The organism is Mogibacterium kristiansenii (assembly GCF_009695905.1).
GTDB lineage: Bacteria > Bacillota > Clostridia > Peptostreptococcales > Anaerovoracaceae > Mogibacterium_A > Mogibacterium_A kristiansenii.
In genome coordinates, this window is sequence record NZ_VUNA01000004.1 from 136,188 (window position 1) to 150,554 (window position 14,367).

The 14,367-nt window shown below is 49.8% G+C and carries 11 protein-coding genes and 1 other annotated feature; all 11 genes read left to right on the top strand.

The annotated features are described in order from the left end of the window. The first annotated feature begins 19 nt into the window (after window positions 1-19). On the top strand, window positions 20-613 hold the full coding sequence (gene nusG / locus FYJ65_RS03335; protein WP_154553933.1) for a transcription termination/antitermination protein NusG: 594 nt from the start codon (window positions 20-22) through the stop codon (window positions 611-613). A 23-nt stretch (window positions 614-636) separates the two neighbouring features. Then, the gene (gene rplK, locus FYJ65_RS03340) at window positions 637-1,062 is read left to right on the top strand and encodes a 50S ribosomal protein L11 (protein ID WP_154553934.1); all 426 of its coding nucleotides are present in this window, start codon (window positions 637-639) and stop codon (window positions 1,060-1,062) included. A 43-nt stretch (window positions 1,063-1,105) separates the two neighbouring features. Continuing rightward, window positions 1,106-1,801, top strand: a complete 696-nt coding sequence (gene rplA / locus FYJ65_RS03345; RefSeq protein WP_154553935.1) for a 50S ribosomal protein L1 — start codon at window positions 1,106-1,108, stop codon at window positions 1,799-1,801. 11 nt (window positions 1,802-1,812) lie between these two features. Continuing rightward, window positions 1,813-1,924: a sequence feature (ribosomal protein L10 leader region), on the top strand. A 51-nt stretch (window positions 1,925-1,975) separates the two neighbouring features. Then, complete coding sequence (rplJ, locus tag FYJ65_RS03350; RefSeq protein ID WP_154553936.1) at window positions 1,976-2,482, top strand: 50S ribosomal protein L10; 507 nt, start codon at window positions 1,976-1,978, stop codon at window positions 2,480-2,482. A gap of 76 nt (window positions 2,483-2,558) precedes the next feature. After that, on the top strand, window positions 2,559-2,927 hold the full coding sequence (gene rplL / locus FYJ65_RS03355) for a 50S ribosomal protein L7/L12 (protein ID WP_154553937.1): 369 nt from the start codon (window positions 2,559-2,561) through the stop codon (window positions 2,925-2,927). A 214-nt stretch (window positions 2,928-3,141) separates the two neighbouring features. After that, entirely contained in the window at window positions 3,142-6,975 is a 3,834-nt protein-coding gene (gene rpoB / locus FYJ65_RS03360) for a DNA-directed RNA polymerase subunit beta (protein ID WP_154553938.1), read from the top strand. 17 nt (window positions 6,976-6,992) lie between these two features. Further along, a complete protein-coding gene (gene rpoC, locus FYJ65_RS03365; protein ID WP_154553939.1) occupies window positions 6,993-10,631 on the top strand; it encodes a DNA-directed RNA polymerase subunit beta' in 3,639 nt (1,212 codons plus the stop codon). Between the two features lie 156 nt (window positions 10,632-10,787). After that, entirely contained in the window at window positions 10,788-11,204 is a 417-nt protein-coding gene (rpsL, locus tag FYJ65_RS03370) for a 30S ribosomal protein S12 (protein WP_154553940.1), read from the top strand. A gap of 100 nt (window positions 11,205-11,304) precedes the next feature. Next, complete coding sequence (rpsG, locus tag FYJ65_RS03375) at window positions 11,305-11,775, top strand: 30S ribosomal protein S7 (RefSeq protein ID WP_277672116.1); 471 nt, start codon at window positions 11,305-11,307, stop codon at window positions 11,773-11,775. A gap of 48 nt (window positions 11,776-11,823) precedes the next feature. Next, window positions 11,824-13,890 (top strand): elongation factor G, encoded by a 2,067-nt coding sequence (fusA, locus tag FYJ65_RS03380; protein WP_154553941.1) that lies wholly within the window; start codon window positions 11,824-11,826, stop codon window positions 13,888-13,890. A 38-nt stretch (window positions 13,891-13,928) separates the two neighbouring features. Continuing rightward, window positions 13,929-14,367: GTP-binding protein (locus FYJ65_RS03385; RefSeq protein WP_154553942.1), on the top strand; the 439-nt coding region annotated here is incomplete at its 3' end.

Genomic DNA, 14,367 nt, shown 5'->3' on the forward strand with positions numbered 1-14,367 from the left:
TATGTAGGAGCAATTGAATATGGCGGACATGACAGAGAATTTGAATGCGAACAGCACTTCCGTGTCGCCGCTGGAAGGCGAAGGACTTCGTGGTGACGGTACCTCGAAGTGGTATGTGGTGCATACGTATTCTGGATATGAGAACAAGGTAAAAAGCAACATCGAAAAGATGGTGGAATATCGTGGCATGCAGGACCTGATTGAAAAAGTCGTAATCCCAACCGAAGAGATTATGGAGCTCAAGAACGGTCAGCGGAAAATCAAAACCCGCAAGCTGTATCCGGGATATGTCGTTATCAAGATGATTGTAAATAATGAAACTTGGTACCTGGTTCGCAACACAGAGGGTGTTACGGGCTTTGTTGGACACGGTTCGGATCCGATTCCTTTGAGCAAGGAAGAAGTAGTACGAATGGGTGTCGAAAAAATGCGAATCGACCTGGACGTTGAAGTCGGCGATACAATCCGCGTTATCGGGGGCCCTTTTGAAGGACAACTGGGCATCGTAGAAGAGATCAGCCCAGAAAAGCAGATTGTTAAAGCCAGAGTTTCGATGTTCGGTAGAGATACTCCTGTGGAACTTGAATTTTCGCAGGTTGGAAAAATTCAATAATTAATTGAAGAAAGGAGAAGACGATGGCAAAGAAAATTGATGGCTACATCAAATTGCAGATTCCTGCCGGGGGAGCAACTCCTGCACCACCTGTTGGTCCTGCACTGGGTCAGAAGAGCGTGAACATCATGGACTTCTGTAAGCAGTTCAATGCAAGAACAGCAGATCAGAGCGGAATGGTTATTCCGGTTGTTATCACTGTTTATGCAGACAGAAGCTTCAGCTTTGTGTGCAAGACACCGCCAGCAGCAGTTCTGCTGAAGAAGGCTGCAGGAATCGAGAGTGCATCCGGAGAACCGAACAAGCGCAAGGTCGCTACCATTACTCTGGAACAGGCTCAGGAAATCGCTAAGACTAAGATGCCGGACCTGAATGCAGCATCCCTTGAAGCCGCAACGGATATGATTAAGGGAACCGCAAGAAGCATGGGCATTATCGTAGAAGGCTAAGACAGTGGGAGGCGTAAGCCGTTAGTACCACAAGGAGGAAAAAATGCCAAAGAGAAGTAGAAGATACAGCGAAGCTGCAAAAGACTTCGATAAGACTCAGACTTACGAAGTAGCAGAAGCTGTACAGCACGTAAAGGAACTTGCAACTGCAAAGTTCGATGAAACCATCGAAATGCACATCCGTCTCGGTGTAGATGGAAGACACGCAGACCAGCAGGTAAGAGGAGCTACTGTATTGCCGCACGGAACCGGTAAATCCAAGAAGGTTCTGGTTTTCGCAAAGGGCGCAAAGGCAGAAGAGGCAGAGGCAGCCGGTGCGGATTATGTCGGTGCTGAGGATATGGCACAGAAAATCCAGCAGGAAAACTGGTTCGACTTCGATGCAGTAGTAGCAACCCCGGATATGATGGGCGTTGTAGGTCGTTTGGGTAGAGTTCTGGGACCGAAGGGCTTGATGCCAAACCCGAAGTCCGGCACCGTAACCATGGACGTAACGAAAGCACTGGAAGAGATTAAAGCCGGTAAGGTGGAGTATCGTCTGGACAAGGCAAACATCATCCACGTAATCATCGGAAAGAAATCTTTCACCGAAGAGCAGCTGGTAGAGAATGCAAACGCACTGCTGAACGCAATTGCGAAGGCTAAGCCATCCGCAGCAAAGGGTCAGTACTTCAAGAGCGTAACCATCGCTTCCACAATGAGCCCTGGCGTTAAAGTGAACAGCGCATCCTTAGGCTAAATCGTTATCTTTTAAAAATCGAATATCAACCGTAGACAGCGGGTGCGAAAGCTTAATTTCCCGCCGAGGTACAATATAAATTGAACCCCGCTGTCTCCATAGCGGGGTATTTTGTACCGTGTGTGACATTCGGAACAAAACTATGACCGCCCGGCGGTCAGGAAAGGAGAACAAATGTCTGTAGAAGCAAAAAAAGCAAAACAGGTAGTAATTGACGAAATCAAAGAACGTTTTGAACAGGCTCAGTCTGTTGTTGTTGTAGATTATCTCGGACTGACTGTAGCAGAAGCCGATGAGATGAGAAAGAACCTCAGAGAAGGCGGCGTTGGCTTCACCGTTTACAAGAACACTCTTGTAAAGCGTGCCATCGAAGGAACACCGTACGAATCTCTGGGCGAAGCCCTAAAGGGTTCCAGCGCATTCGCATTCAGCAACGAAGACGCAACTGCAGGTGCAAGAATCCTGAACAAGTCCATCAAGCAGTACAAGAAGATGGCGTTCAAGGGCGCTGTAGTAGAGGGTCAGGTATATGACGCAAAGCAGGTAGAAGCGCTGGCTGAAATTCCGTCCAGAGAAGAGCTCATCGCTCGTTTCATGGGAAGCATCCAGTCCCCTCTGTCTCAGCTTGTTAGAACCTTCAAGGCAATTGCTGACAAGGACGAGGAAGCTGCGGAAGCTTAATCGAAATCGTAATTTTATAAAGCGGGCCATTGCGGCCTAACCAACACTCATAAAAATCAGAAAAGGAGAACTTATAATGGATAAGGATCAGATCATCGAGGCTCTGAAGGAAATGAGCATTCTCGAAATCAACGAACTCGTTAAGGCTTGTGAAGAAGAATTTGGCGTATCCGCTGCTGCTGCTGTTGTAGCTGCTCCGGGAGCTGCCGGTGGTGCTGCTGCTGAAGAAGAACAGACTGAATTCACTGTTGTTCTGAAGGAAGTTGGCGACAACAAGATTAAGGTTATCAAGGCTGTAAGAGAAGCTACCGGTCTTGGCCTGAAGGAAGCAAAGGCTCTGGTTGACGGTGCTCCGGCTAACGTTAAGGAAAACGTTGAGAAGGCTGAAGCAGATGCACTCAAGGCTGCTCTGGAAGAAGTTGGCGCAGTAGTTGAGCTGAAGTAGTTCAGATACGAAGTCAGAAATTGGGCCCTGATTGTCTCAGGGCCCATATTGTTGTTTGCATATATCTATCTCGCCTGGGGGTATTGAGACCCGAAGTGAGCGAGAAAAAAATCACTGAAAACACTCAAAATTCACACAAGTTCTATGCAATTGTGCCATATACTTGTTAGTTGCAATAGAATCGATTTTTTCTTGAACAATAAGGAGTGATAACATGCCAAGACCTGTAAAAGTTGGTAGGAAAGAACGCATGACCTTTGCCAAGATCAATGAAGTTTGCGAGATGCCGAACCTCATTGACGTGCAGACACAGTCCTATAAATGGTTTGTGGAAGAAGGTCTGTCAGAGGTTCTGGAGGACGTTTCCCCAATCCGGGATACAACGAATACCCTCAGTCTCGAGTTCGCCGACTACCATTTTTCCGAAGAAACCAAATATAGTCAGGAAGAATGTAAAGAACGGGAGACCACGTATGCAACATCTCTTACGGTAAAGGTACGGCTGATTAACCGCGAGACCGGTGAGATTAAAGAGCAGGATGTCTTCATGGGCGAGTTTCCTCTGATGACAGAAAAGGGCACATTCATCTACAACGGTGCAGAGAGAGCCATCGTCACACAGCTGGTTCGTTCTCCGGGACCGTATTTTGAAGTATTAGTGGACAAGTCCAATCAGAATCTGTTCTCTTCTACGATTATTCCGAACCGTGGTGCATGGTTGGAGTATGAAACGGATTCTGCTGGCATCATATATGTAAGAGTAGACCGAACAAGAAAATTACCGATTACCGCCTTCCTGAGAGCATTGGGTCTGGATTCCAACCAGGATATTCTGGACACCTTTGGCGATGACGACAGACTGATTCGTACGCTGGAGAAGGATAACACCAAGAACAGCGATGAAGGCGTGAAGGAAATATATAGAAGATTAAGACCGGGAGATCCGCCAACCGTTGAGAATGCGCGTTCCATGCTGAACTCCCTTCTCTTCGATGCGAGACGCTACGATTTGGCGAAAGTCGGAAGATATAAATACAACAAGAAGCTGGGAATTCACAACAGACTGGTGAACTCCTATGCGGCAGAGGATATCATCGATCCAAACACCGGAGAAATCCTGGTGGAAAAGGATGGATTTATTTCCCGTGCAAAGGCATATGAAATCGAGAATGCCGGTGTACTGAGCGCACTGATCCGCAGCAAGAACGAGAATGATGATTCTGTCGCTAAGGTTATCGGAAACCAGTTCGTGGATCCGACCGGATACGTGGACATCGACCTGGCACCGTACAAGCTGTCTGAGCTGGTTTACTATCCGGTGCTGAAGGATATCATTGACAATGCGGAGACCGAGGATGATCTGAAGGCGGCAATTGCCAGCCGGAAGCACGAGCTTTCTCCGAAGCATATCATCCTTGCGGACATCATCGCATCCATCAGCTACCTGCTGAACTTGAACTACGGACTGGGTGAAGTGGACGATATCGACCACCTGGGCAACCGTCGTCTGAAGACCGTGGGTGAATTGCTTCAGAACCAGTTCCGTATCGGATTCTCCAGAATGGAACGTTCTGTACGGGAACGCATGACCAACGAAAATGCTACACCGCAGCAGCTGATTAACATCCGTCCGGTAACCGCAGCGGTAAGAGAGTTCTTCGGAAGTTCTCAGCTGTCTCAGTTCATGGACCAGAACAACCCGCTGGCAGAGCTGACTCATAAGAGAAGACTTTCCGCACTGGGACCGGGTGGTCTGTCCAGAGAAAGAGCCGGAATGGAAGTTCGAGACGTACATTATTCTCACTACGGAAGAATGTGCCCAATCGAGACTCCGGAAGGTCCGAACATCGGCTTGATTGGTTCCCTGACGACTTATGCAATCATTAACGAATATGGTTTTATCGAAACACCGTATCGTAAGGTAGATAAAGAAACCGGCATCGTTACCAAGACAGTGGAATATCTGTCCGCAGACGATGAGGAACTGATGGTTGTGGCTCAGGCCAACGAACCGTTGGATGAAGACGGAAGATTCCTGAACAAGAAGGTTGCCGTTCGAGGCGTCAAGGGTGAAGTAACCATGGCGATGCGGGGCGAAGTGGACTACATGGACGTATCACCGAAGCAGGTAGTGTCCGTATCCACTGCAATGATTCCGTTCCTGGAAAACGACGATGCGAACCGTGCACTGATGGGTTGTAACATGCAGCGTCAGGCAGTTCCGCTGCTTGTGACTCAGGCTCCGTATGTCGGAACCGGTATCGAGTACAAGGCCGCTTGTGACTCCGGCGCAGTTGTTCTGGCTAAAAACACCGGAACGGTTGAATTCGTGGATGCGAAGACCATCCGGATTCGCCGGGACGAGGATAACGGCGTAGACAACTACAAGCTGCTGAAGTTCAAGCGTTCCAACCAGGGTACCTGCATTAATCAGAGACCGATTGTTTCCTTTGGAGAACACATCGAAGCCGGCGAGGTAATCGCCGACGGTCCGTCCACCAATCTGGGTGAGATTTCTCTGGGCAAGAACCTGTTGATTGGATACATGACCTGGGAAGGTTACAACTACGAGGATGCGATTATCCTGAACGAGCGCCTGCTCATGGATGATGTGCTCACCTCGATCCATATTGAGAAATACGAGTGCGAAGCGAGAGAGACCAAGCTGGGTGCGGAAGAAATCACCCGGGATATCCCGAACGTCAGCGAAGATATGCTGAAGGAGCTGGATGAAGAAGGTATCATTCGCGTAGGTGCCAGCGTAAAATCCTCCGACATTCTGGTGGGAAAACTGACGCCGAAGAGCGAAACCGATCTCACCGCAGAAGTTCGGATGCTCCGTGCTATTTTTGGAGAGAAATCCAAAGAAGTAAGAGATACATCGCTGAGAGTTCCTCACGGTGAAGCCGGTATCGTCGTAGACGTGCAGGTATTCAGCAGAGAGAACGGAGACAGCGAGCTGCCGCCGGGTGTAAACAAGGTGGTACGTGTCTACATTGCGACAAAAAGAAAGATTAACGTGGGCGATAAGATGTCCGGACGTCACGGTAACAAGGGTGTCATCTCCCGGATTTTGCCGGAAGAGGATATGCCGTTCAAGGATGATGGCGAGACCCTGCAGGTCATGCTGAATCCGTTGGGCGTACCTTCCCGAATGAACGTCGGACAGGTATTGGAAGTTCACCTGGGACTGGCTGCAAAGACCAAGGGTTGGTATATCGCGACACCTGTATTCGACGGTGCACACGAGAGCGATGTCGTTCAGCTGCTGGACGAATGCGGATATTCCAAGACCGGTAAGCTGCCGCTGAGAGACGGACGTACCGGTGAATACTTCGACCACAACATAACGGTGGGCTACATGTACATGCTGAAGCTGCACCATCTGGTAGATGATAAGATCCATGCGAGAAGTACGGGTCCGTACTCTCTGGTAACACAGCAGCCATTGGGCGGTAAAGCTCAGTTCGGCGGACAGCGTTTCGGAGAGATGGAAGTATGGGCACTGGAAGCATACGGTGCCGCTTACACATTGCAGGAAATCCTCACCGTGAAGTCCGATGATATCATCGGTCGTGTAAAGACCTACGAAGCGATCGTCAAGGGCGAGAACATTCCGGAACCGGGAATTCCGGAATCCTTCAAGGTATTGATTAAGGAGCTCCAGGCTCTGGCACTGGATGTTCGCGCGATGACCGGTGACAATAAGGAAATCAAGCTGAAGAATACATCTGAATACGATGATCCGGCAACGGTAGACAGCATGCTGAAGCAGGCAGACCGGAAGTCGGAAGCAGAACACGAACGGGAAGAGCGCAAGTGGGAAAGAATGAGAATGGAAGAGGAATCGGACGACGCATTCGGCCTGCAGGACCCGGACGATGAAGAGATGGATGATGATGCTTTTGCGGCAGAAGCGGAAGCACAGGCAGCTGCCGGAATCGAGGCAGAGGCAGACGACTCGTTCGAGGATGACGATGACATGTCGGATAACAGCGACATCAGCAGTCTTCTCGGAAATGATGACGAGGCCGGTTACGAGGTTTAAGAGGTAAGGGAGGAAATATGAATAACGAGAATAATTACGAACTTAGAAATTTTGAATCCCTGCAGATCAAACTGGCATCCACAGAGAAAATGAAGGAATGGTCTTACGGCGAGGTTACCAAGCCGGAGACCATCAACTACAGAACCCTGAAGCCGGAAAGAGACGGACTGTTCTGCGAAAGAATTTTTGGACCGACCAAGGACTGGACCTGCAGCTGCGGTAAGTTCAACAAAATCCGTTTCAAAGGACAGATTTGTCCGAGCTGCGGCGTTGAGGTTACAAAATCCAAGGTTCGTAGAGAGAGAATGGGACATATCGAGCTGGTTGCGCCGGTGTCCCACATCTGGTACTTCAAGGGAATCCCGTCCAGAATCGGTCTGGTTCTGGACATTACCCCGAAGAATCTGGAGAGAGTGCTCTACTTTGCTTCCTATATCGTAACGGATCCGGGAGATACTCCGTTTGAATACAAGCAGATTATCGAGGAAACCCAGTACAATGAGGCAAGAGAAATCTACGGCAAGAATTTTAAGGCAGCAATGGGTGCGGAGGCAATCAAGCAGCTGCTGATGGATATCGACGTAGATGAGCTGGCCGAGGAGCTTCGGGAACAGCTCACGAAGGCGTCCGGTCAGAAGCGGATTCGTCTGGTGAAAAGACTGGAAGTTATCGAGGCCTTCAAACAGTCCGGCAATAGACCGGAGTGGATGATTCTGGACGTTGTTCCGGTAATTCCGCCGGACCTCCGTCCGATGGTACAGTTGGAAGGCGGACGTTTCGCAACTTCCGACCTGAACGACCTGTACCGCCGGGTAATCAACAGAAACAACAGACTGAAGAAGCTGTTGGAGCTGGGTGCCCCGGACATTATCGTTCGAAACGAGAAGAGAATGCTGCAGGAATCTGTAGACTCTCTGATTGACAACGGCAGAAGAGGTAGACCGGTAACAGGCGTTGCCGGAAGAGCGCTGAAATCTCTGTCGGATATGCTCAAGGGTAAGCAGGGACGTTTCCGTCAGAACCTGCTGGGCAAGCGTGTTGACTATTCCGGCCGTTCCGTAATCGTTGTCGGCCCGGGACTGAAGTTCTATCAATGCGGTCTGCCAAAGACCATGGCGCTGGAACTGTTCAAGCCGTTCATCATGAAGGAACTGGTGGCACAGGAGAAGGCACACAACATCAAGAGCGCAAAGACCATGGTAGAGAAGATGAAGCCGGAAGTCTGGGATGTCCTGGACTACGTGATCAAGGATCATCCGGTTCTTCTGAACCGTGCCCCGACACTGCACAGACTGGGAATTCAGGCATTCGAGCCGGTACTGGTAGAAGGTAAAGCCATTAAGCTGCACCCGCTGGTTTGTACCGCGTTCAACGCCGACTTCGACGGAGACCAGATGGCGGTTCACGTACCGCTGTCCGTAGAAGCTCAGGCAGAAGCCCGATTCCTGATGCTGTCCGTGAACAACATCCTGGCACCAAAGGATGGTTCTCCAATTACCATCCCGACACAGGATATGATTCTGGGAAGCTATTACCTGACTCACCCGGGTACCGAAGAGAGAAACCTGGACAACGAGAAGGGCGACGGAAAGTGCTTCACGGATATGGACGAGATGATGATGGCATATCAAAACGGCACCATTGGCATTCATGCGAAGGTCAAGGTACGGATGAAAGCATATCCGGAAGATCCGGGCAAGCTGGTAGAATCCACCGTTGGCCGATTCATCTTCAACCAGGGCCTGCCGCAGGATATGGGTTTTGTCGACCGTGAGAAGGATCCGTATTCACTGGAAGTAGACTTCCTGTGTGGAAAGAAACAGCTGGGTACGATTATCGACAAATGCTTCAAGAAGCACGGAAATACAGAGACCGTTCTGATGCTGGACTACGTGAAGAGCATTGGCTATCACTACTCCACCATCGGTGCAGTAACCATTTCCATCTCCGACATGGAAATTCCGGAAGAGAAGGCAGAAATCGTTGCTGCAGCAGAGCGTGACGTAGATAAATTCGAAACCTACTACAGACGTGGACTGATGTCCGACCGTGAGAGATATGACCGTGTTATCAGCGTATGGAGAGAGGCAACCGGAAAGGTAGCGGACGCCCTGATGGAATCCTTGGGATCCTTGAACAACCTGTTCATCATGGCCAACTCCGGAGCCAGAGGTAACAAGAGCCAGATCAGTCAGGTCGGCGGAATGCGTGGACTGATGGCCAACGCTGCCGGACATACGGTAGAGATTCCAATCAAGTCCAACTTCCGTGAAGGTCTGTCCATACTGGAGTACTTCATTTCATCCAACGGTGCGCGTAAGGGTCTGACGGATACTGCGTTGCGTACGGCCGATTCCGGATACCTGACCCGTCGTCTGGTAGATATTTCCCACAGCGTTATCGTAAACGACTGGGATTGCGGTTCTACCGAAGGCGTAGAGGTTCAGGCATTCAAGGATGGCAAGGACGTCATCGAGCCGCTGAACCAGCGTATTGCAGGACGCTTCGCGGCGGAGGATATCGCAGATCCGACGACCGGTGAAGTTCTGGTAAAAAGAAATGACGAGATTTCCGATGCGATGGCAGAGCATATCGAAGCAATCGGTATCGAAACCGTCAAGATCCGTTCCGTAATGACCTGCCGTGCGGAGAGAGGTGTCTGCGTAAAGTGCTACGGCAGAAACTTGGCAACGGGAACTCGGGTACTTCCGGGTGAAGCAGTTGGTATTATCGCCGCACAGTCCATCGGAGAACCGGGTACTCAGCTGACCATGAGAACGTTCCATACCGGTGGTGTCGCAGGAAGCGATATCACGCAGGGTCTTCCGAGAGTCGAGGAGCTGTTCGAAGCTAGAAAGCCAAAGGGTCTTGCGGAAATCTGTGAGGCAGACGGCGTAGTGGAAAGCATCGCGCTCCGAGATGACAACAAGACTGAGGTCATCGTTCGCGAGGAAGGCGGAAATCGAGAATACATCATCCCATACGGTGCACGTTTGCTGGTTAGCGAGGGCGATGAAGTCCATGCCGGTCACCAGCTCACCAAGGGACCGCTGGATCCGAAGGATATCATGAGAATTCTGGGGGTATCCGGAGTATACGAATATCTTCTGTCCGAGGTACAGAGAGTATACAGACAGCAGGGTGTAGATATCAACGATAAGCACATCGAAGTTATCGTAAGCCAGATGCTGTCCAAGTACAAGATTGAGAAGTCCGGTGACACCGACTTGCTGCCGGGCGGAATGTACAGCCGCTTCGAACTGGAGAAGGCCAACGAGGCTGCGGCAGAGAAAGACGGAGAACCGGCAACGGCAGAACGTCAGCTGCTGGGTATCACTAAGGCAGCGCTGGCAACCAACTCCTTCCTGTCTGCGGCATCCTTCCAGGAGACCACACGTGTCCTGACCGATGCAGCGGTAAAGGGAAAGACCGACCACCTGAGAGGTCTGAAGGAGAACGTTATGATCGGAAAGCTCATTCCGGCAGGTACCGGCATGAAACAGTATCGTAACATCGAGGTAGACTACGGAGAAAACGAACCTTTAATGAGAAGCTCCTACGAAGAAAACGAAGAAGGAAATGCTTCCGAAACCGTTTCCGACAAGAGTGGGAAGATGGAAGGTTTAAATGAGGATCTGGAAAGTCTCGCAAATTAATAATTTAGCATTGACAAAATATCAGCATTGCTGATATAATCATCAATGTTCGTTATCACTGAAAGACCTGGCGCACCAGGTCTTTCAGTTTGATTTACGATAAATGCTGCAGCCTATCGCTGCGGTGGCATAAATTCTAGAGGAAAGGAGACAATAATGCCTACTATTAACCAATTAGTTCGTCAGGGTAGAACCAGCTCGGTAAAGAAGTCTAATGCACCTGCGCTCGGTAAGAACATGAACACACTGAAGAAGAGTCTTACCAACGTTAACTCACCACAGAAGAGAGGCGTGTGCGTAGCGGTTAAGACTGTTACTCCTAAGAAGCCAAATTCAGCTCTGAGAAAAGTTGCAAGAGTTCGTTTGACTAACGGAATCGAAGTTACCGCTTACATTCCGGGTATCGGCCACAATCTGCAGGAGCACTCCGTTGTTCTGATCAGAGGCGGAAGAGTTAAGGACCTCCCGGGTGTTAGATATCACATCGTAAGAGGTACCCTGGATACAGCTGGCGTATCCGACCGTGGTCAGGCGCGTTCCAAGTATGGAGCAAAGAGACCTAAGAAGAAGTAGTTGATTCGGGATATTGTCTTAATATTGTAATATATTAAGGCGCCGCGGCCGGCGTTAGAAGTTCGGTCGAGTACCCCGTGGTAACAAGGAGGGAAGAGAAGTGCCAAGAAAAGGTAACACACCAAAGAGAGATGTACTTCCAGATCCAGTATACGGTAGTGTCGTAGTTGCAAAGCTCATCAACAGCATCATGCTGGATGGTAAGAAGGGCGTTGCTCAGAGCATCGTATATGATGCTTTCGACCAGATTCAGGAAGCTACCGGCAATGAACCACTGGAAGTATTTGAAGAGGCAATGAACAACATCATGCCGAAACTGGAAGTTAAAGCAAGAAGAATCGGTGGTGCGAACTACCAGGTTCCGATTGAAGTAAGACCAGAAAGACGTCAGACTCTGGCTCTGCGTTGGCTCACTCTGTACACAAGAAACAGAGGAGAGAAGACCATGGCAGAGAGACTGGCAAAAGAGCTCATCGATGCGTCCAACAATACAGGTGCGTCTGTAAAGAAGAAGGAAGATACGCATAAGATGGCTGAGGCAAACAAGGCGTTTGCACACTTCAGATGGTAATCTGAAAGAAACAGAAAGAGAAAACGAGTATTATAGAGAGGAGATAGAATGCCAAGAGAATTTTCTTTGGAGAAAACAAGAAACGTTGGTATCATGGCTCATATCGATGCCGGTAAGACCACAACGACAGAACGTATTCTGTTTTACACAGGAAAAACGCACAAGATCGGTGAAACACACGATGGTGCAGCTACCATGGACTACATGGCCCAGGAGCAGGAACGTGGTATTACCATCACCTCTGCGGCTACTACCGCTCAGTGGAAAGACACTCGTATCAATATTATCGACACCCCGGGACACGTGGACTTTACCGTTGAGGTAGAGAGATCTCTTCGTGTGCTGGACGGTGCGGTAATGGTACTCAGTGCGAAAGAGGGTGTAGAGCCTCAGTCAGAAACAGTTTGGAGACAGGCTGAGAAGTATAACGTACCGAGAATGATCTTCGTTAACAAGATGGACGTTCTGGGTGCGGATTTCTTCCACGTTCTCGACACAATTCATGATAGATTAAGAGCGAATGCCGTTCCGGTTCAGATGCCAATCGGTGCAGAGAACCAGTTCGTAGGTATCATCGACCTGATCACCATGAAGGCAGAGGTATATGACAGAGACGTTCTTGGAACCGAATTTGATATCGTAGATATTCCGGAAGACATGCTGGAAGAGGCTCAGGTATGGCACGATAAGCTGGTTGAGTCTGTTGCAGAGTGCGACGAGGAACTCATGATGAAGTATCTTGAGGGTGAAGAAATCACCATCGACGAGATCAAGACCACAATCCGTAAAGAGACACTGAAGGGCGAGATGTTCCCGATGTTCTGCGGATCTGCATACAAGAACAAGGGTATTCAGATGATGCTGGACGGTATCGTAGATTACATGCCATCCCCACTGGACATTCCGGCTATCAAGGGTATTGACCCGGATACCGGAGAAGAGGATGAAAGACACTCCAGCGATAAGGCTCCGTTTGCCGCACTTGCATTCAAGATTATTGCTGACCCGTTTGTTGGTAAGCTGGCATTCTTCCGTGTATACTCCGGAACTCTGAAGGCAGGTTCCTACGTATACAACGCAACCAAGGGCAAGAAGGAGAGAATCGGCCGTATCATGCAGATGCATGCGAACCACAGACAGGAAATCGAGATGGTATACTCCGGTGACCTGGCTGCCGCTGTTGGTCTGAAGCAGACCACCACCGGTGATACTCTGTGTGACGAGGATCATCCGATCATTCTGGAATCCATGGAATTCCCGGATCCGGTAATCGAGATCGCCATTGAGCCGAAGACCAAGGCAGGTCAGGAAAAGATGGGTATTGCTCTGGCAAAGCTGGCAGAAGAAGACCCAACCTTCAAGACCTACACCAACGCCGATACCGGTCAGACCATCATCGCCGGCATGGGTGAGCTTCACCTGGAAATCATCGTCGACAGACTGCTGAGAGAGTTCAAGGTAGAAGCAAACGTTGGTAAGCCTCAGGTATCCTACAAGGAGACCATCACCAAGGAAGTGGACGAGGATTACAAGCACAAGAAACAGACCGGTGGTTCCGGACAGTACGGACACGTTCGTTTCAAGATGTATCCGAGAGAAGCCGGTTCCGGATTCGAATTCAAGAACTCCATCGTGGGTGGTGCGATTCCGAAGGAATACATCCCGAAGATCGAGGAAGGATTCGTCAGCGCAATGGAAACCGGTCCGGTTGCAGGCTATCAGATGGTAGACATCGGTATCGAGCTGTATGACGGTTCTTACCACGAAGTCGACTCTTCTGAGATGGCCTTCAAGATTGCAGCAACCATGGGATTCAAGGATGCCTGCAAGAAGGCAGCACCGGTTCTTCTGGAGCCGATTTTCAAGGTTGAGGTAACCGTTCCGGAGAACAACATGGGTGACATCATCGGTGATATCAGTTCCAGAAGAGGAAGAATCGAAGGATCTGACATCAGAGGCGGTGCCGCAATCGTACGTGGATTCGTTCCGCTGTCCGAGATGTTCGGTTACGCTACCGACCTGCGTTCCAAGACACAGGGCAGAGGTACCTATGTAATGCAGTTCGACCATTTCGACAAGCTCCCGGAGAGCCTGCTGGAAAAGGTAACGAAGTAGTATAAAAAAATTATTTTTACCATATTAGGAGGAAAGATATGGCTAAGCAGAAATATGAGAGAACCAAACCGCATATTAATATCGGTACAATTGGCCACGTTGACCACGGTAAGACCACTCTGACTGCAGCAATCACTAAGACACTGCACGCAAGATACGGTCTGGGTGCTGACGTAGCATTCGACGAAATCGATAAGGCGCCGGAAGAAAAGGCAAGAGGAATCACGATTTCTTCCGCACACGTAGAGTACGAGACTCCGAACAGACACTACGCTCACGTAGACTGCCCGGGACACGCCGACTACGTAAAGAACATGATCACCGGAGCTGCTCAGATGGATGGTGCTATCCTGGTAGTAGCTGCAACTGATGGTCCGATGCCTCAGACAAGAGAGCACATTCTTCTGTCCAGACAGGTAGGCGTACCTTACATCATCGTATTCCTGAACAAGTGCGATATGGTTGATGACGAGGAGC